Source organism: Sulfitobacter sp. 1A15258, assembly GCF_043557045.1.
GTDB classification, from domain to species: Bacteria; Pseudomonadota; Alphaproteobacteria; order Rhodobacterales; family Rhodobacteraceae; genus Sulfitobacter; species Sulfitobacter faviae.
The window spans coordinates 1-17,284 of sequence record NZ_JBIFFK010000009.1 but is presented as its reverse complement, the minus strand read 5'-3'; the positions used below and the strand labels follow the sequence as shown (position 1 = coordinate 17,284).

Here is a 17,284-nt window from a genome sequence, read left to right as displayed (position 1 = left end):
GCAAGAAGATGACAAAAGCACTTGACGGAAAGGTCGTTCTGGTCACCGGGGCCGGCGGTGGGATCGGGCGTGATATCGCCTTGATGGCAGCCGCAGAAGGCGCCGCCGTGGTGGTCAATGATCTGGGCGCATCCCTGAAAGGCACCGGTCAGACAGAAACTGCGGCGCAGAAAGTCGTCGAAGAGATCAAGGCGGCGGGCGGCGATGCGATCGCCGATGGCGGCAACGTCACCGATCCGGACGCCGCGCGCGCGATGATCGAGGCGGGTGTCAAGGAATTCGGCCGCATCGACGCGGTGGTGAACAACGCCGGCATCCTGCGCGACGGGTTCTTCCACAAAATGACCTACGAGGATTTCGACGCGGTGGTGAAGGTCCATCTCTATGGCGCCTTCAACACCAGCCGCGCGGCGGCCGATTATTTCCGCGAGCAAGAGGGCGGTGCTCTGGTGCACATGACCTCGACCTCGGGGCTGATCGGCAATCTGGCGCAGGCGAATTATTCGGCGGCAAAGCTGGGCATCGCGGCCTTCTCGAAATCGGTAGCGCTCGACCTGAAACGCTGGAACGTGCGGTCAAACTGCATCGCGCCCTTCGCCTGGAGCCGGATGATCTCGTCTATCAAGACAGACACCCCGGAACAGGTGGCACGGGTCGAAAAGATCAAGGAGATGACACCGGCCAAGGTTGCACCGATGGCCTGTTTCCTGATGAGCGACCGCGCGGCTGACGTGTCAGGACAAATCTTTGCGGTTCGCAAGAACGAGATCTTCCTGTTCAACCAGCCCCGCCCGGTGCGGTCGGTTCATTCCGATGATGGCTGGACCGCCGATGAAATCGCCGAGCGCGCCATTCCCGCGCTCAAATCACAGTTCACGCCGCTCGAAGTTTCGGCGGATGTCTTTTCGTGGGATCCGGTTTGATGGGAAAACGCAAAGAAAAAATCAGCTCCGACATTGCCTGGAGCACCTCTGACAAGATCAGCGTGCGTGGGCTCGATCTGCCCAACGAGATCCTGGGCCACATGAACCTCGGCGATCTGGCGTTTCTGCAGTTGACGGGTCGCAAGGCCACGCCCGAGGAAAGCCGCGTCTTTAACGCTATCGTCATTACCTTGGTCGAACATGGTATCACGCCCTCGGCCCTGGCGGCGCGGATGACCTATATGGGGGCGCCGGAATCGCTTCAGGCGGCTGTGGCGGCTGGCTTGTGCGGGCTGGGCACCGTCTTTGTCGGTTCTATGGAGGGTGCCTCGAAGATGCTTTACGAGGCACTGCCACAGGACAAGTTGGGCACCGGTGTCGATCTGGATGCGCTGGCCGTCGAGACGGTGGAAAAATTCCGCGCCCGCAAGATGATCGTGCCGGGGCTGGGCCATCCGGTGCACAAGCCGGTCGATCCGCGCACACCTCGCCTGTTCCAGATCGCTGCCGAGAACGGCAAGTCCGGTGAATACATCGAGTTGATCCAGAAAATTCAGGCCGTTGCCGAAGAAAAATCGGGTAAGATGCTGCCGATCAACGCCACCGGGGCGATCGGAGCGATCTGCTGTGAATTTGGCTTCCCCTGGAAGATCGTGCGGGGCTTTGGCGTCATGGCACGCGCCATCGGTCTGGTCGGTCATATCCTCGAAGAGAGCGAAAACCCGATTTCCTATGAGCTTTGGCAGCGTGCCGAGCAGGAAATTCTTGAAACGTCGGGTCCGGGAGCGAAGTAACCGATGCAGACGTCAGCCCCAGACACTCACACCGATCTGCGCGACGCCTTGCGCGCACTTTGCGCGCAGTTTCCGCCAGAGTATCATCGCAAGTTCGGCGAAGACGAAACCTACCCCGAGGAATTCGTCGATGCGCTGACCCGCGAGGGCTGGCTTGCCGCGATGATCCCAGAGGAATACGGTGGCTCGGGTCTGGGGTTGACCGAAGCCTCGATCATCATGGAGGAGGTGAACCGCTGCGGCGGAAACGCGGGCCATTGCCACGGGCAGATGTATAACATGGGCACGCTGCTGCGGCATGGTTCGGATGAGCAAAAGCAGAAATACCTGCCCGGCATCGCCAGCGGCGCGTTGCGCCTGCAATCCATGGCCGTGACCGAACCGACAACCGGGACCGACACCACCAAACTGAAGACCACCGCGGTCAAGAAAGGTGACCGGTATGAGATCAATGGCCAGAAGGTCTGGATCAGCCGTATCCAGCATTCCGACCTGATGATCCTGCTGGCACGCACCACGCCGCTGAGCGAGGTCAAGAAAAAGTCGCAGGGCCTGTCGATCTTTATGGTCGATCTGAAAGAGGCTATCGGCAACGGGATGGAGGTCCGCCCCATCGCCAATATGCCCGGCCACGAAACCAATGAAGTGTTTTTCGACAACCTGGAAATCCCCGCCGAGAACCTGATCGGCACCGAGGGGCGCGGGTTTTACCATATTCTTGACGGGTTGAACGCCGAACGGACCCTGATTGCGGCGGAATGTATCGGTGATGGATACTGGTTCGTCGACAAAGCCCGCGCCTATGCCGGTGACCGCGTGGTCTTTGACCGTCCCATCGGCCAGAACCAAGGCGTGCAATTCCCTATCGCCAGGTCTTATGTGAACATCGAGGCCGCCAATCTGATGCGCTTTGAAGCCTGCAGGCGGTTCGATGCTGGGCTGGATTGCGGAGCACAGGCGAATATGGCTAAGCTGCTGGCTTCGGAGGCCAGCTGGGAAGCGGCCAATGCCTGCATTCAGACCCATGGCGGCTTCGGTTTCGCACGGGAATACGATGTCGAGCGCAAGTTCCGCGAGGCGCGCCTCTATCAGGTCGCCCCGATCTCGACCAACCTGATCCTGTCATATGTCGGAGAACATATCCTCGGCATGCCAAGATCGTTCTGAAGGCTAGGATTATGGGTGAGATCGACCTTGACGCGCTGGCGCCCTGGCTGGGACGCACCGAGACTAAGGAAGATGTTCTGACGCACGGGCTGATCGACAAATTCCGCGCCACGCTCGGTCCGCATCTTTGGGATGGAGCGGGCGATGTCCCGCTGGGAATTCATTGGTGCCTTGCCCTTGATACCGTGCCAGCGACCGCCCTGTCAGAAGACGGCCATGCCGCGAGGGGTGGATTTCTGCCCCCTGTTCCGCTGCCCGCCCGCATGTGGGCTGGCGGCGATGTTACGCATATCGCGCCGCTGAAAATCGGCGAAACCATCACCCGACGCTCTTCGATCAGGGATATTGTGGCCAAGCAGGGCCGTAGTGGACCATTGGTCTTTGTGACCGTCGAACATGAGTATCTGAGTGGCAACCGGCTTTGTATCCGGGAGCAGCAAACGATCGTTTATCGTGAGATTTCCGCCCCCCGCACGGGCGAGAGCGCACCTGACGCGGGTGACCCCACCACGCTCAGATCGACCCTGACACCGGATCCTGTTCTGCTGTTTAGCTATTCGGCGCTGACGTTCAATGCCCATCGCATTCACTATGACCACATCTACGCCACCGAAACCGAAGCCTATTCCGGGCTTGTTGTCCATGGCCCCTTGCAAGCCACGCTACTTCTGAATCTGGCGGCGGATGCGTTGAAAACATCGCCTCACCGGTTTTCTTTTCGCGGACTCGCGCCACTCACCCTGCCCTGCGAATTGCAACTGCACAATGAAGAGACCGGCACCTCCGGGACAGTCTGGTGTCAGGATCAAAACGGTCTTCGAAGCTTTTCCGCAGAGTACGCGGCTGTCTGATCGTTTTTCTTCGGTAGCGAATTCAATTGTTGACCAAATTTTCTAACATCTGTTAGGAATGGCGGAGAAACTTGGTAAATAAACCAGGCAAACCTCTGAATTTAGAGGTGGGAGGAGGAACAATGCGAGGAAAACTCGTAACCAACGAAAAACCGTGCGGTCAGGCTATGCGCGCCTCCATGAGGTGTGGGGCAAAAGCACGGGCCGCAACATGACCACGAATAACGGGCACGTATCCTCACCGCTTGCGGTGCGTGGTGCAACTTTGAAATTTGGCGGTGTGACCGCGCTCGACGATGTGAGCATTTCTGTGGCCGACGATGAATTGCTTGCAATTATCGGACCGAACGGAGCCGGAAAAACATCACTTCTGAACGTGACTGCGGGCTTCTACCGTCCGCAGAAGGGCCGTGTCGAATTGTCCGGGCAGGACGTGACCGGCCTGCGTGTTGACCAGATCGCCCGGCGCGGTCTGGCGCGGACGTTTCAGGGCACCCATCTTTTTGCCGGGCAGACGGTGGTGGAAAACATTATGATCGGCCGCCACATGCTGATGAAATCGAATGTAGTCCAGGCCTTTTTCCAGTTCGGTCCCGTGATGCGCGAGGAATCGGAACATCGTGAAGCCGCAGAGGAGATCATCGATTTTCTCGAGATCGAGGCAATCCGCAACCGGCCCGTGGGCACGTTGGGGTATGGGTTGCGCAAGCGTGTCGATCTGGGCCGTGCATTGGCGCAGGAACCGTCGATCCTGCTGATGGATGAACCGATGGCCGGCATGAACTCGGAGGAAAAAGAAGACCTGGCGCGCTTCATTCTCGATGTGCGCGAGGCGCGCAAGATTCCGGTAGTTCTGGTGGAGCACGACATGGGCGTCGTGATGGACCTTGCCGACCGGATCGTGGTGCTGGATTTCGGGCGGGTCATCGCCGAAGGCACCCCGGAAGAAATCCAGAAGGACCCGGCTGTCATAAAGGCATATCTGGGGTAGCGGCATGGTCAAACAACGGACAGCAATGGTCTTTTCGGACCCAGCAGTGACACATAGCGAAACCCTGCCGCAGGTTTTGCTCGCGCGAGCGACATCCACACCGACCAACCTCGCCGAACGGCACAAGCGCCTGGGCATCTGGCGTGAATTCACCTGGGCCGATGTTCTTGACAGGGTTCGCGCCCTGGCTCTCGGGTTGGAGAACCTGGGCTTGTCGGCTGGCGAATCCGTCATGATGATTGGCGAAAACGAACCCGAACATTTCTGGGCTGAATACGCCGTCCAGTCGTTAGGCGGCAAAGTCCTGTCTGTCTATCCGGATCAAAACGCTGAAGAGATTCTGTATCTGGCCGAAGACTCGCAAACGCGGATTTTTCTGGCGCAGGATCAGGAGCAGGTCGATAAATGCATCGAGATTGCGGGCAAGTACTCGGGCGCCCTGGCGGTCGTTTACTGGGACGATTCCGGTCTGTGGGGCTATGATCATCCCCTGTTGCATTCGTTTGAAAGTGTGAGCGCGGCAGGGCGTCAGATCCACGCCAAGGAACCCGCCAGATTTGAAGAACACGTAAAACGTGGACGGGCGGACGATACCGCCTTGCTGTCCTATACCTCGGGTACCACGGGAAAACCCAAGGGCGTTGTCATCAGCCATCGCTACCTGTTCGACAATTGCTCGCGGGTGATGGGGGCAATCGAAATCGCGCCGGGCACCGAATACCTGACCTACATTTCGCCGGCCTGGGTCACGGAACAGATTTTCGGCCTGTCGATCGGTTTGATCGCGCCCATGGTCGTCAATTTCCCCGAAGGCCCTGAAGACGTACTGACCAACATTCGCGAACTGGCGGTCGACGCACTGGTGTTCAGCCCGCGCCAGTGGGAAAATCTCGCCTCCATCGTTCAGGCCCGGATGCTGGGGGCGGGCAAAATCCGCAATGCGATGTACAACTGGGGCATGAAGGTCGGCCACGACGTTTATGTGGAACGGCTGGAGGGGCGTAGCCCCAGCCTTGCCGCACGCCTGCAGCTTCCCTTTGCCGAAGCTCTGGTGCTGCATCACCTGCGCGACAATCTTGGCCTTGGTAAGGCCAAAAACGCAATGAGCGGCGGCGCCCTGATGGCACCTGACGTCTTTCGTATGTTCCACGCGATGGGGGTTAAGCTGCGCAACGTGTATGGCGCGACCGAAATCGGCCTTCTGACCGCGCATGTCGGCGAAAGCTATCAGCTGGAAACCAGCGGCAGCTGGATGCAAAGCAACACGAACTACGGCGAACCGCTGGAATACAGGGTCTCGGACGAAGGGGAGCTTCAGGTGCGTGGCGGATCGGGCTTCGGTGGCTATCACGGCAAGCCCGAAAAGACCGCAGAGGAATTGACCGAAGACGGTTGGTACAAGACCGGTGACGCGGTGTCGATGACCGACGACGGCGAGCTTTTGTTCTTTGACCGTGTCAAGGATATGCGCCGCCTGGCAAATGGGCACAGCTATCCGCCGCAATTCATCGAAACGCGGTTGCGGTATAGCCCCTTCATCAAGGATCTCATGACCTTGGGCGACGAAACCCGGAGCTTCGTCAGCGCGCTTATCAATATCGATATGGAAGTTCTCGGGCGTTGGGCGGAAGAGAACAAGATCAGCTTTTCGACCTACACCGATCTCTCGCAGAAACCCGAAGTTCTGGACCTTATCAAAGGCGAAGTGGCGCGCATCAATGCGCTCCTGCCCGAAGGCTCGCGCGTGGCACGTTTTGCGAATTTTCCCAAGGAACTCGACCCGGATGAAGGCGAGTTGACCCGCAGCCGAAAGCTTCGCCGGGCCTTTCTGGAGGAACGGTATGCCAAGCTCGTCGAGGCGATCTATGCTGGCGATGACGAGACAGATCTCGAAATCGCTGTGACCTATCAGGACGGCCGTCAAGGCGTTCTCAAGACCACGGTTCGCGTGTCGGATGTTGAAAACGCATCGAAGGCTGCCAAGCGGCAGTCCAAATCTTAAAGGAGGTCGGCGACAATGGTCTATTTCATCAATGACATCATTACCGGGGCTTTGATCGGCCTTCTGTATTCGCTGGTGGCCATGGGCTTTGTTGTGATTTACCGCGCCAGCAAGGTGTTCAACTTCGCGCAGGGCGAGCTTGTGATCATCGGCGGGTTCATCGTCTGGTTCACAACGATGCAAGCGGGGCTTAGCCTTTGGTTGTCGATACCCCTTTCGCTGGTTCTGGCCGGGCTGGTCGGGTACGCAATCGAACGGATTTTCCTGACAAAGCTGATCGGTGAATCGGTTTTCTCGATGGTCATGGTCACCGTCGGCCTTTTGATCCTGCTGCGCGGTTTGGTGCTGCTTGTGTTCGGTCCCGCGGTAAGACCCTTCCCGATCATTTTTCCGCTGAAACCCTTGTTCCTCGGCGATATGTTGATCCCGATGAACCTCCTGATAGGTGGGATCATCACCATTGTCGCGGCCGTCGGCCTGTCGTGGTTCTTCAACCGGACCCGGTCCGGCCTCCGTATGACCGCTGTGGCGGAGGACCACGTCGTAGCTTCCTCGATGGGCATTTCGGTGAAAGGCTCGATTGCCGTTGCCTGGGTTCTCGGGGCAATCCTGTCCACAATTGGTGCGATGATCTTTCTCAGCGGCAAATCGCTGACCTTCCTGGCCTCGGATATCGGGTTCGCGGCCCTGCCGGTGGCGCTCTTTGCCGGGCTGGAATCCATCGGCGGGCTTATCTTGGCAGGAATAATCATCGGCATCGCGCAGAGCTTGACCACCAACTACCTTGATCCGTTGATCGGTGGCTCGCTCGGCAGTGTCGTTCCATATATCATAATGCTTGCCATTCTGCTGATCCGGCCGACCGGCCTGTTCGGCTGGCGCACAATCGAACGGGTGTAATCCATGGATCCTTCTGGCGTATTCCCGACAAGCTATCGCAGTGACAGACGTTTGATCCGAACGCGCTGGCAGTTTCTGGCCCTCGTCGTATTCATGGCTCTACTGCTGTTGGCGCCTTACCTGGTGAGCAGCCGTATCATCGCTATCCTGAATATGATGATGATCAGCGCCGTCATCGCCGTCGGGCTTCAGATCTGCACCGGCTATGCGGGCCAGATCAACCTGGGTCAGGCGGCGTTCATGGGGGTCGGCGCCTATACGGCCTCGATACTGGCCTCGAAGACCGGCCTTACGTTTCTGCTGACCATTCCTCTGGCCGGGCTCTCGGCTGCGCTGTTCGGCTTTCTCTTTGGCTTGACCGCGGCGCGGATCAAGGGGTTCTATCTGGCACTGACCACGATTGCAGCTCAGTTCCTGTTCCACTTTGCCGTATTGAACCTGCCGTCAACCTGGCTGGGTGGGTCGAACGGTATCACCGTGCCCCCGGCCGAGCTTTTCGGGCTGCGATTTGTCAGCGAATCTTCGCAGTTCTATCTGAATTTCGCCGTGACCGCGATCATGGTGGCGGGCGCGTTCGGGATCGTTCGGTCACGCTTCGGCCGTGCCTTCGTGGCGGTCAGGGATGATGACGTGGCCGCGGGTATAATGGGGATCAATGTCGCGGCCACAAAGGCAAATGCCTTCCTGATCGGCGCTTTCTATGCGGGCGTCGGCGGGGCGCTTTGGGCCTATCTGATCCGCTTCGTGGGGGTAGACCAGTTCACCCTGTTTCACTCGATCTTCTTCGTCGCGATGATCATCGTCGGCGGGATGGGTTCAATCGTGGGGGCCCTGATCGGCGTCTTCATTATCCGCATCATCCAGGAAATTATCGCGACGGTCGGCCCCAATATCGCCGACTCGGTATCATTCCTTGGCGGTGACATCGTGTTCGCTGGCATGAATGTCGTTCTTGGCGGCGTGATCGCATTGTTTATGATCCTCGAACCCAAGGGGCTGATGCACCGCTGGAACATCCTGAAGTCGTCATACCGTATCTGGCCGTTTCCTTACTGAGAAATAGAGCGGCTCTAAACCTGGGAGGAAGAATATGACTTACCAATCGAATCGAGGTCTTCGCGGCTTACTGGCAGCGGCTGCCTTGGCGGCCGCGGCGACCATGCCTTTGAAGGCGCAGGCCGAAGAGACCTATAATCTCGCCCTGCTGTCGGACTTTTCCGGCCCTTATGCTGACATCATGCCCATCCTGGCAGGCGGACGCGAAGCTGTGTTCACCTGGTGGAATGAAACCCGCGGCAAGGAACTTGGCGTCACGCTGAACTACAAAAACTACGAAACCCGCTATGACGCGGCACAGGTGGCAAGTCTCTGGCCCGGGATCAAATCGGAACTGGACCCGATTGCGGTTGTCGGCCTCGGCGGGCCTGACGTCGCGGCCCTTTCCGAACGCCTGCCGGAAGACAAAATCCCGATGTTCATGGCCACAGCGGCCTACGGTTTTGCCTGGCAACCGGATGCCTGGATTTTCAACCCACGCCCGACCTATTCGCACGAAAGTGTCGGCTTTCTGAACTGGATGCGTGAACAGCGCGGAGGAGACGAACCGCTCAAGGTTGCGATCCTCGCCTCCGAAGCATCGCCTGCCTATGTCGACATGGCAAAGGGCCTTGAACTCTATGCCGAAGAGCACCCCGAGGAGATCGACCTCGTCGAGGTCATCTATACCGAAGTTCAACCCACCGATCTGACGGGGCAAATGCGCCGCGTTGTACGAGCCGGGGCCGAGGCGCTGGTAATCCAAACTAACACCTCTATCGTGGTTGCCGCGAAACGTGGGCTGCAGGCCAACGGGGCGAACATCCCGATCATGATGAGTTCGCATAACGGGCTTCCAGCCTCGGGTGGCGCGCTTGGCGGGCTTGAGCAAATGGAGGGGGACTTTGAAGCCTACGGCATGGCGATTGCGGCCGATGAGGACACTCCCGCGCGACAATTCTACGAGACATTGGTTGCCGATTACGGACTCGAAGCACCTTGGAACGTCGTGACCGCAATGGGCGTATCTCAGGGTCTCTATACCGTGACCGTGATCGATCACGCGATCGAGGCGAACGGCGCCGAGGGCCTGACCGGAGAGATGGTACGTGAGGCGCTTTTTGCCAAACCGATCACCACCGAAGAAACCCATGGGTTCCTGCCGACCTTGTCCTTTACGCCAGAAGCACCGTTCCCATTGGAAGGCCTCAAAGTGAATGTGGGCACCGTCAAAGATGGGAAAATCACCATCGCGGCAACGGGTGTCGACGTTCCGCAAGTTGAGAAATGGTGAATTAATCCGGGCGCCGCAGTCGCGGCGCCCGTTCTGATCCTTAGCCCCGGGCAATATGACCATGCTGGAACTCAACAACGTAGAGGTGACATATTCCGACGTCATCCTGGCGCTCAAAGGCGTGTCCATGACAGTCCGTGCGGGACAATGTGTTGCTCTGCTCGGTGGCAATGGCGCAGGAAAAAGCACGACGCTTAAAGCCATCTCGGGAACGCTCAAATCCGAGGATGGAACCGTTTCGGCGGGGTCCATCGTTCTGGACGGAACTCCCATTCAGAACATGGAAGCCTCGGAAGTCGTGAAGAACGGTCTCATCCATGTGATGGAAGGGCGGCGCGTTTTGCGGCATCTGACGTCAGAGCAAAACCTGATCGTCGGCGGGCACATGGTGCCCAACTCCGCCGAGCTGAAAAAGCGCCTGGACCATGTTTACACCTTGATGCCCCGGCTTGCGGACCTGCGCAACCGCACCTCTGGCTTCATGTCTGGTGGCGAACAACAACTGCTGCTGATCGGCCGGGCCATGATGGCCAGCCCCAAGATCATCGCGATCGACGAACCGTCGTTGGGATTGGCCCCGATGATGATCCGGGATGTTTATGAAGTGCTCAAGCAGCTCAAGTCAGAAGGCACGACCTTCTTCCTGGTCGAACAAAACAGCGCCGCGGCGCTATCGATCGCCGACTATGCCTATGTGATGGAGAACGGCCGGATCGTGATGGACGGCCCTGCCGACAAGCTTGCTGACAACGAGGACATCAAGGAATTCTATCTCGGCGTCACCGCATCGGGCGAGCGCAAAAGCTATCGAGATATCAAACACTATCGCCGCCGGAAGAGATGGCTGGGATAGAAAGGAACGAAGATGAGTAACCTGCTTTCCATCAAAGGTCGTACCGCATTTGTAACCGGAGCGGGGCAAGGCGTTGGTCGGCAAGCCGCGCTTTATCTGGCGGAACACGGAGCCGGTGCCATCGTTGTCAACGATTTTCACGCCGAACGGGCCGAAAGCGTTGCCGCGGAAGTGGAGGCAGCGGGTGCAAAGGCTCTGCCACTCGCCTTCGACGTCTCGGATTTCGACGCGGTTGGCGCGGCGTTTGCCGAAACGCAGACCACATTTGGCGGCGTGGATATTCTGGTCAACAATGCGGGCAACGCCGGGCCGACATCGCGGCTCGACGATCTGGTCCCTTTTTGGGAATCCGATCCCGACGAATGGCGCCGCTGGATGGCCACCAATTTCGATGGGGTGCTGAACTGCACCCGTCACGCCATGCCGTTGATGGTTAACAGTGGCTATGGGCGCATTGTGACCGTCATTTCCGACGCCGGCCGTGTCGGTGAACCGCATCTGGCGGTTTATTCCGGGGCCAAGGCCGGTGCGGCCGGCTTCATGCGGGCAATTGCAAAGGCCGGCGGCCGGTTCGGGATCACCGCGAATTGCGTCGCCTTGGGGGGCACAAGAACTCCGGCTGTCGCCGACCTGATCCCGGATGCAGAGACCGAGAAGCGGGCATTGTCGCAGTACGTGATCCGCCGTCTGGGCGAGCCGGAAGACCCCGCCGGAATGATCCTGTTCCTCTGCTCGGATGCTGCCAGCTGGATCACCGGTCAAACCTATCCGGTGAATGGCGGGTATTCTTTTGCCTGCTAGAGCCGCCATCGGACGGCTGCCGCCTCTAGTTGGAGCTGTCCGAAAAAACGCTGTCATTATCTGCCCCGAGCTCGGGGGGCAGATCCGGTATCGCGGTTTCGAAACCATCGAATTTCAACGGCTGGACAATAAAAGTCTCGGCCTTGCCGCCGTCATGCGTAATCTTGCGCAGCAGCTGGCGCGCACGCACATGGGGGTCGTCCAACGTTTCGACCAGGGAATTGACCGGACCCCATGGCACCCCCGCCTTATCCAGAAGGTCGCCCCATTCGGCGCGCGTCTTGTTGACCAAAATCGCCGCGATTTCTTCGCGCAGCGCGGCCTTGCGGGCGACACGGTCGCGGCCTGTCAACGGCGCAAGATCCGCCCTGTTGATCACATCGCAGAACGGTTTCCAGAACCAGTCCTCATGCGCGATGGACAAGGTCAAGAGCTTGCCGTCTTTGCAGGTGAACACGCCATAGCCCGGCTCGGCGATAAATTCGCCCAGCGGTGTTCCATTGGCGGCGGGAACGAGGAATGCGGTCAACATCGAAACCACCGCATCCGACATGGACACGTCCACGTAACGCCCCTGCCCTGTGCGCTGGCTCGACACCACCGCCGACAGGATTGCGATCGCCGCGAACAACGCCGCGCCAACATCCGCAAGGGGGATCGGCGGCACAGGGCCGGGCTGCTTTGCATCGGCCTGATCGGCCAGCAAACCGCCAACCCCTTCATAGCTCAGGTCATGGCCAGCCCTGTCACGATAGGGGCCGTCCTGCCCGTAACCCGAAATCGATACATAAACCAGCCGCGAGTTGACACGACGCATGTCCTCGAAACCGGCACCCAAGGCCGCAAGCTTGCCAGGGCGGAACCCTTCGACGATGACATCCGATTCCTTGGCCAGTTCGCGAAACCGTGCCAGCCCCTCGGCCGATTTCAGATCCAACGCAACGCTGCGCTTGCCTCGGTTCAGTGCCCGGAACAAGGGCGGAAATTGCCGGGCCGGATCGCCGACACCCGGTCGTTCGATCATGATCACCTCGGCTCCCATGTCGGACAACAGCATTGTGGCATAGGGACCGGGAAACTGTTCGGCAAGGCTGAGAATTTTCAGGCCGGCCAGGGGTGTAGTGCTCATATCAATCTCCAGCTCTTTTGTTTTCCACGTGCGGGTCCGCCCGAGTGCAGCGCAAATCGCCGCAAAAGACAAGGCGAAAAACCAATAATATGTATAATTATCAGGAGCTTAGCATGAGTGAAGCAAAGCAGACGCTATTCGTTGAGCGGGTCGAAAAAACTGAATGGATTACCTTCCAGCGCACCGAACAGCTCAACGCAATGTCAACGCAGATGCTGCGCGAGATGGCGGCAGCACTGGAATCGGCGCTGGCCGACGATGGGGTGCGTACAATTGTCCTGACCGGCTCTGGCCGGGCATTCTGCGCCGGTGCCGATCTGAAAGAAGTTGCTGGCGCCAAACATGCACCAGGCGAGCCGGATCTTCTGGATCTTGTCGATCACACGTTTGGGCTGATGCGACATGGCCCGAAACCGGTGATCGCCGCAGTGAACGGGCTGGCGATGGCGGGCGGTTTGGAAATGGTGATGGCCTGCGATCTGGTCTTTGCCGCCGAAAGCGCGCAACTGGGCGACGCACATTCCAACTTTGGCGTCTTTCCCGGGGCCGGCGGTGCGGCGATCCTGCCGCGTAGGATTGGCCTGAACCGCGCGAAATACCTGCTGTTCTCGGGCGAGAACGTTTCGGCACGGGACATGATGGACTGGGGACTGGTGAACAAGGTCGTCGCGGACGAAGACCTGCGACAAGCGGTGCAGGCCTTTACCGACAGGCTGGCAGAAAAAAGCCCGGCGGTCTTACGCCGCATGAAGACGGTTGCCAATCGGTCGCTGGACGTGGACGAAACCGCCGCGCTTTCCGAAGAGATGCTGAACCTGCGCGCGCACATGCGATCCTGGGACATGCACGAGGGTCTGTCGGCGTTCAATGAAAAACGAAAACCGCAGTTTCGCGGATACTAGGTCAGGAGGACAAACGATGCAGGACATTTACATCGTTGGCGTCGGGATGACGCCGTTCGGAAAGTTCCGGGACAAAACCATCAAGGACATGACCGGCGAGGCCGTCGCCGCCGCGCTTTCCGATGCCCGAGTGACGGCAGATCGTATCGACGGCGCATTCTTCTCGAACGCGGTGCAGGGCCACATGGAGGGCCAGCACATGATCCGCGGCGAAATCGCGCTGCGTGAAATGGGCATTCAGGGCATTCCGGTGGTGAATGTCGAAAACGCCTGCGCCAGCGCCTCGACCGGGTTCAAACTGGCAGTCGATTTCCTCAAGGCCGGCAATGGCGACTGCTGTCTCGCCGTGGGCGCCGAAAAGATGTATTCTGACGACCGTGCGTTGATGTTTTCGGCCTTCGACAGCGGCTGGGACGTCAGCAACAGCGAAGAGGTCGCGCAACGGCTGGCCGATCTGGGTGCAGGGGTCGAGGAACCCGAAGGATCGAAATCGCCCAAGCCCTACAGCGTGTTCATGGATGTCTACGCAGGCTTCGCCCGGCTGCACATGAAGACCTTTGGCACAACTCAGGAACAGTTCGCCGCCGTCGCCGCCAAGAACCATGCGCATTCCGTGCATAATCCACTGGCGCAATACCGAGAAGCCATGAGCGTCGATCAGGTATTGGCCGCGCCGCCGATCACCTATCCGCTGACCCTGCCGATGTGCGCCCCGATCTCGGACGGGGCCGCTGCGGCCGTTTTATGCACCGGCGAGGGGATAAAACGTCTGGGCCTAGATCCCGCGCGCGCGATCAAGGTCAAGGCCGCGATCCTGCGCTCGGGCACCGATCGTCCGCCGGAAGATTACAAGAACCACCTGACCCGGCTTGCCGCGCTTGAGGCCTATGAACAGGCCGGGATCGGCCCCGAGGATATATCGGTGGCCGAAGTGCATGACGCCACGGCCGTGGGCGAAGTGATCCAGATCGAGAACCTCGGATTTGTCGAATTCGGCGAGGGCGGTCCCGCCAGTCTGCGCGGCGAGACAAAGATCGGCGGACGCATTCCGGTGAACCCCTCGGGCGGGTTGGAATCCAAGGGCCACCCGGTCGGTGCCACAGGGATAGGGCAGGTTTTCGAACTGGTCACGCAACTGCGCGGCGAAGCTGGCGCGCGCCAGGTCGAAGGGGCAAAGAATGCCATCGCCGAAAACGGCGGGGGGTTGCACGGGGTAGAAGAAGCGGCCGCCTGCGTCATCATTCTGGGCCGTTGAAACAAGGAGACGAACCATGGAAAACGTGATCGCCGCCGCTCAGGCAATCTATACAGATGAGCAACGCATGTTGCTGGAAAACTTCCGCAAGATGGCCGAGGCAGAGTTCGCGCCGCTGGCCGAGAAATACGAGAACCTCGGCCACCCCCCCGATGCGAAAACCCTGAAGTCCCTGTTCGCCAAGGTCGAGGAATTCGGGCTGATCAGCGGCCTGATCCCCGAAGAGGAAGGCGGTGCCGGAATCGACCGCATGACCTATGGCATCCTATACGAGGAACTGGCCCGGATATGGGCCGATCTGGCAATCGCGGTGCTGATTCAGGGTCATGCCGTGTTCGCGGTCAACCTCTTGGGAAATGTGGCGCAGAAAGAGGCCTATCTGAAGCCGCTCCTGCGCAGCGAACGGATCTGTGCCACCTGTATTTCCGAACCAGAGGTCGGTTCGAACGTACGCGAGGTCAAGACACGTGCGGACCGAGAGGGCGATAAGATTTTCGTCACTGGCCAGAAGCTCTGGATTTCCAATGGGGCCCAGTCGGATTTCGCCATCGTTGTCTGCAATCTGGACGACGGTATTTCCATGGTCATCGTCGACCGCGACACCGGCAACTATGAGAGCCGCGAATTGCGCAAGATGGGACTTGTCGGTGCATCGACCTGTGAATTGTTTTTCGACCGGGCGGAAACCACCGCCGAGCATGTTCTGGGTAATGCAGGCGGCGGCCTGTTCCAGACGTTGAAACTGTTTGAGAGCGCGCGTGTGTTTGTTGGCCTGACCAGCATCGGCATTGGTCAGGCGGCATTGGAATGTGCGGTCAAATATGCCCAGGAACGCGAGCAGCATGGCAAGCCGATTGGCGGGCACCAGTTGATTCAAGGCTACCTGGCCGACATGGCCACGCACCTGGATGCCGCGCGCCTGTTGTGCCAGCGCGGGCTGCAACTTCTGGACCTGGGCGTGCGCTGTGACACCCAGACCTCGATGGCGAAATGGTATGCAACCGAAATGGCCGTCGAAATCGCCGGCAAAGCGGTGCAGATCCACGGCGGCAACGGCATCACCAAAGAGTTCGACGTTGAACGGCACTTCCGCAATGCAAAGGTCATGCCGATTCCCGATGGCACCACCGAAATCCAAAAACTGGTCATCGGGCGCAACCTGACCGGGCTTAACGCGTTCTGAAATCGTGACTCTAAGAATTGCGGCCGGGGATTCCCGGTCGCCTTATCGTAGGCCCCCGGTCCGGGGGGGGCGGCCAACGGATCATGCCCCAACCGGCGCTGCGGGACGCGTTTGATCAATGCCTGTCCCGCGTCAGTGGCAAAAAACTCACGGTTCAGGTCGGTTTCGATATAACCGGGGCAGATGGCATTCACCCGGATGCCATGCCGCGCCCATTCAAGCGCCAGAGACCGGGTCAGTTGAATCAGCCCTTCCTTGGACGCGGCATAGGCGGACACATGGCTGGCCACCCGTGTGCCCAGAAACGAGGCGACATTGACGATACAGCCCCCGCGTCCGGCATCAATCATCGCTTTGGCGGCGATACGTGCGACATGAAATGCGCCCTTGAGATTTGTGTCTATGATCGCGTCGATTTCGGCCGGCCCGTGTTCCAATGCGGGAAGAGATGCCGTCGTTCCGGCATTGTTGATGACAGTGTCAAAGACCCGTCCCTTCAGCGCGGCTTCCACCGACTTCGGGTCCGCCACGTCCATCTCTATCACATCGGCCTGCCCCCCTTCCGCCGCTATCTTTGCGGAAAGCTCAGACAAGCGGGCGACGCGGCGGGCGGCCAATGTGACGTCGACATCCTGCCCCGCCAGCAGTTCGGCGAAATGCTCGCCCAATCCCGAAGATCTGGCGGACGACTATCAATTCATCCCGGGCCAGTACGTCACGCTGCGCCGTGCCGATGATATCGATGGTGTGCGGCGATGCTATTCGGTCAGCTCCGGCCGAGACGATGGCGAGTTGCGCGTTCTGGTCAAGCTGCTGGAAGGCGGAGCGTTTTCCTCTTTCGTTCATAGCGAACTGCCACCGGGCACCGAACTTGATGTCATGACGCCCGAAGGCACATTCGGATCAAAGATACGACAAGGCGGACCACGCACCTATCTCGCCCTGGCCCCGGGCAGTGGAACTACTCCAATCATTTCGATCATCCGCTCGGTGCTTGCCACCGAGGCCGGGGCCAACTTCATCCTTTTTTACGGCAGTCGAACGCTAAGTTCCATCATCTTCCGCGACGAATTGAACGATCTCAAGGATACCTATCCCGGACGGTTCTCTCTTTTTCATACACTGACTGCGTATTCCGGGGTGATCCGCCCACCGATTCCGATTTGATGCGCCCACCCGTTCCGATTTTATCCGCCCACCGATT

Annotated in this window: 16 protein-coding genes and 1 pseudogene; 15 read left to right on the top strand and 2 right to left on the bottom strand. The window is 59.1% G+C overall.

Going from position 1 to position 17,284, the window contains the following annotated elements; genetic code table 11:
* The first annotated feature begins 8 nt into the window (after positions 1 to 8).
* The 11 genes from ACGYK9_RS16260 (at position 9) to ACGYK9_RS16210 (ending at position 11,611) form a co-directional block, all read left to right on the top strand.
* Positions 9 to 923, top strand: a complete 915-nt coding sequence (locus ACGYK9_RS16260; protein WP_152467127.1) for an SDR family NAD(P)-dependent oxidoreductase — start codon at positions 9 to 11, stop codon at positions 921 to 923.
* Complete coding sequence (locus ACGYK9_RS16255; protein ID WP_152467126.1) at positions 923 to 1,717, top strand: citryl-CoA lyase; 795 nt, start codon at positions 923 to 925, stop codon at positions 1,715 to 1,717. Before ACGYK9_RS16260 ends, ACGYK9_RS16255 begins: the two co-directional genes overlap by 1 nt.
* Positions 1,718 to 1,720: 3 nt before the next feature.
* Positions 1,721 to 2,884, top strand: a complete 1,164-nt coding sequence (locus ACGYK9_RS16250; RefSeq protein WP_152467125.1) for an acyl-CoA dehydrogenase family protein — start codon at positions 1,721 to 1,723, stop codon at positions 2,882 to 2,884.
* An 11-nt stretch (positions 2,885 to 2,895) separates the two neighbouring features.
* Positions 2,896 to 3,735 (top strand): MaoC family dehydratase N-terminal domain-containing protein, encoded by an 840-nt coding sequence (locus ACGYK9_RS16245; RefSeq protein ID WP_152467124.1) that lies wholly within the window; start codon positions 2,896 to 2,898, stop codon positions 3,733 to 3,735.
* Between the two features lie 211 nt (positions 3,736 to 3,946).
* A complete protein-coding gene (locus tag ACGYK9_RS16240) occupies positions 3,947 to 4,726 on the top strand; it encodes an ABC transporter ATP-binding protein (RefSeq protein ID WP_028288584.1) in 780 nt (259 codons plus the stop codon).
* Positions 4,727 to 4,772: 46 nt separating this feature from the next.
* Positions 4,773 to 6,728 (top strand): AMP-binding protein, encoded by a 1,956-nt coding sequence (locus tag ACGYK9_RS16235; RefSeq protein WP_233145719.1) that lies wholly within the window; start codon positions 4,773 to 4,775, stop codon positions 6,726 to 6,728.
* 15 nt (positions 6,729 to 6,743) lie between these two features.
* On the top strand, positions 6,744 to 7,628 hold the full coding sequence (locus ACGYK9_RS16230) for a branched-chain amino acid ABC transporter permease (protein WP_028288586.1): 885 nt from the start codon (positions 6,744 to 6,746) through the stop codon (positions 7,626 to 7,628).
* A 3-nt stretch (positions 7,629 to 7,631) separates the two neighbouring features.
* Positions 7,632 to 8,684 carry a branched-chain amino acid ABC transporter permease gene (locus ACGYK9_RS16225; protein WP_027264390.1) on the top strand — a complete coding sequence of 351 codons (1,053 nt, stop codon included), beginning with the start codon at positions 7,632 to 7,634 and terminating at the stop codon, positions 8,682 to 8,684.
* Positions 8,685 to 8,718: 34 nt separating this feature from the next.
* Positions 8,719 to 9,957, top strand: a complete 1,239-nt coding sequence (locus ACGYK9_RS16220) for an ABC transporter substrate-binding protein (RefSeq protein WP_051630972.1) — start codon at positions 8,719 to 8,721, stop codon at positions 9,955 to 9,957.
* A gap of 61 nt (positions 9,958 to 10,018) precedes the next feature.
* Positions 10,019 to 10,810 carry an ABC transporter ATP-binding protein gene (locus ACGYK9_RS16215; protein ID WP_028288589.1) on the top strand — a complete coding sequence of 264 codons (792 nt, stop codon included), beginning with the start codon at positions 10,019 to 10,021 and terminating at the stop codon, positions 10,808 to 10,810.
* Between the two features lie 12 nt (positions 10,811 to 10,822).
* Complete coding sequence (locus ACGYK9_RS16210; protein WP_043753691.1) at positions 10,823 to 11,611, top strand: SDR family NAD(P)-dependent oxidoreductase; 789 nt, start codon at positions 10,823 to 10,825, stop codon at positions 11,609 to 11,611.
* Between the two features lie 25 nt (positions 11,612 to 11,636).
* On the opposite strand, the gene ACGYK9_RS16205 is transcribed toward ACGYK9_RS16210, so the two are convergent.
* A complete protein-coding gene (locus ACGYK9_RS16205) occupies positions 11,637 to 12,740 on the bottom strand; it encodes a CaiB/BaiF CoA-transferase family protein (protein ID WP_232237125.1) in 1,104 nt (367 codons plus the stop codon).
* Positions 12,741 to 12,853: 113 nt separating this feature from the next.
* Between ACGYK9_RS16205 and ACGYK9_RS16200 the strand changes: the two genes are divergently transcribed.
* From ACGYK9_RS16200 to ACGYK9_RS16190, 3 genes are read left to right on the top strand one after another with little or no spacing between them, the layout of a single operon-like run.
* Entirely contained in the window at positions 12,854 to 13,642 is a 789-nt protein-coding gene (locus ACGYK9_RS16200; protein ID WP_152467123.1) for an enoyl-CoA hydratase/isomerase family protein, read from the top strand.
* A 16-nt stretch (positions 13,643 to 13,658) separates the two neighbouring features.
* The gene (locus ACGYK9_RS16195; RefSeq protein ID WP_152467122.1) at positions 13,659 to 14,897 is read left to right on the top strand and encodes a thiolase family protein; all 1,239 of its coding nucleotides are present in this window, start codon (positions 13,659 to 13,661) and stop codon (positions 14,895 to 14,897) included.
* Between the two features lie 16 nt (positions 14,898 to 14,913).
* Positions 14,914 to 16,080 carry an acyl-CoA dehydrogenase family protein gene (locus ACGYK9_RS16190; protein WP_136340189.1) on the top strand — a complete coding sequence of 389 codons (1,167 nt, stop codon included), beginning with the start codon at positions 14,914 to 14,916 and terminating at the stop codon, positions 16,078 to 16,080.
* A 146-nt stretch (positions 16,081 to 16,226) separates the two neighbouring features.
* Here ACGYK9_RS16190 and ACGYK9_RS16185 read toward each other — a convergent pair.
* A pseudogene (locus tag ACGYK9_RS16185) lies at positions 16,227 to 16,748 on the bottom strand (SDR family NAD(P)-dependent oxidoreductase); the annotation flags it as partial.
* Between ACGYK9_RS16185 and ACGYK9_RS16180 the strand changes: the two are divergent.
* Complete coding sequence (locus ACGYK9_RS16180) at positions 16,699 to 17,247, top strand: FAD-binding oxidoreductase (protein ID WP_394414075.1); 549 nt, start codon at positions 16,699 to 16,701, stop codon at positions 17,245 to 17,247. The pseudogene ACGYK9_RS16185 and the gene ACGYK9_RS16180 overlap by 50 nt on opposite strands.
* Positions 17,248 to 17,284: the final 37 nt, after the last annotated feature.

Bases quoted from the DNA above. Each gene is read 5' to 3' on its own strand.
- ACGYK9_RS16260 (WP_152467127.1), top strand. From the start codon at position 9: ATGACAAAAGCACTTGACGGAAAGGTCGTTCTGGTCACCGGGGCCGGC.
- ACGYK9_RS16255 (WP_152467126.1), top strand. From the start codon at position 923: ATGGGAAAACGCAAAGAAAAAATCAGCTCCGACATTGCCTGGAGCACC.
- ACGYK9_RS16250 (WP_152467125.1), top strand. From the start codon at position 1,721: ATGCAGACGTCAGCCCCAGACACTCACACCGATCTGCGCGACGCCTTG.
- ACGYK9_RS16245 (WP_152467124.1), top strand. From the start codon at position 2,896: ATGGGTGAGATCGACCTTGACGCGCTGGCGCCCTGGCTGGGACGCACC.
- ACGYK9_RS16240 (WP_028288584.1), top strand. From the start codon at position 3,947: ATGACCACGAATAACGGGCACGTATCCTCACCGCTTGCGGTGCGTGGT.
- ACGYK9_RS16230 (WP_028288586.1), top strand. From the start codon at position 6,744: ATGGTCTATTTCATCAATGACATCATTACCGGGGCTTTGATCGGCCTT.
- ACGYK9_RS16225 (WP_027264390.1), top strand. From the start codon at position 7,632: ATGGATCCTTCTGGCGTATTCCCGACAAGCTATCGCAGTGACAGACGT.
- ACGYK9_RS16220 (WP_051630972.1), top strand. From the start codon at position 8,719: ATGACTTACCAATCGAATCGAGGTCTTCGCGGCTTACTGGCAGCGGCT.
- ACGYK9_RS16215 (WP_028288589.1), top strand. From the start codon at position 10,019: ATGCTGGAACTCAACAACGTAGAGGTGACATATTCCGACGTCATCCTG.
- ACGYK9_RS16210 (WP_043753691.1), top strand. From the start codon at position 10,823: ATGAGTAACCTGCTTTCCATCAAAGGTCGTACCGCATTTGTAACCGGA.
- ACGYK9_RS16205 (WP_232237125.1), bottom strand. From the start codon at position 12,740: ATGAGCACTACACCCCTGGCCGGCCTGAAAATTCTCAGCCTTGCCGAA.
- ACGYK9_RS16200 (WP_152467123.1), top strand. From the start codon at position 12,854: ATGAGTGAAGCAAAGCAGACGCTATTCGTTGAGCGGGTCGAAAAAACT.
- ACGYK9_RS16195 (WP_152467122.1), top strand. From the start codon at position 13,659: ATGCAGGACATTTACATCGTTGGCGTCGGGATGACGCCGTTCGGAAAG.
- ACGYK9_RS16190 (WP_136340189.1), top strand. From the start codon at position 14,914: ATGGAAAACGTGATCGCCGCCGCTCAGGCAATCTATACAGATGAGCAA.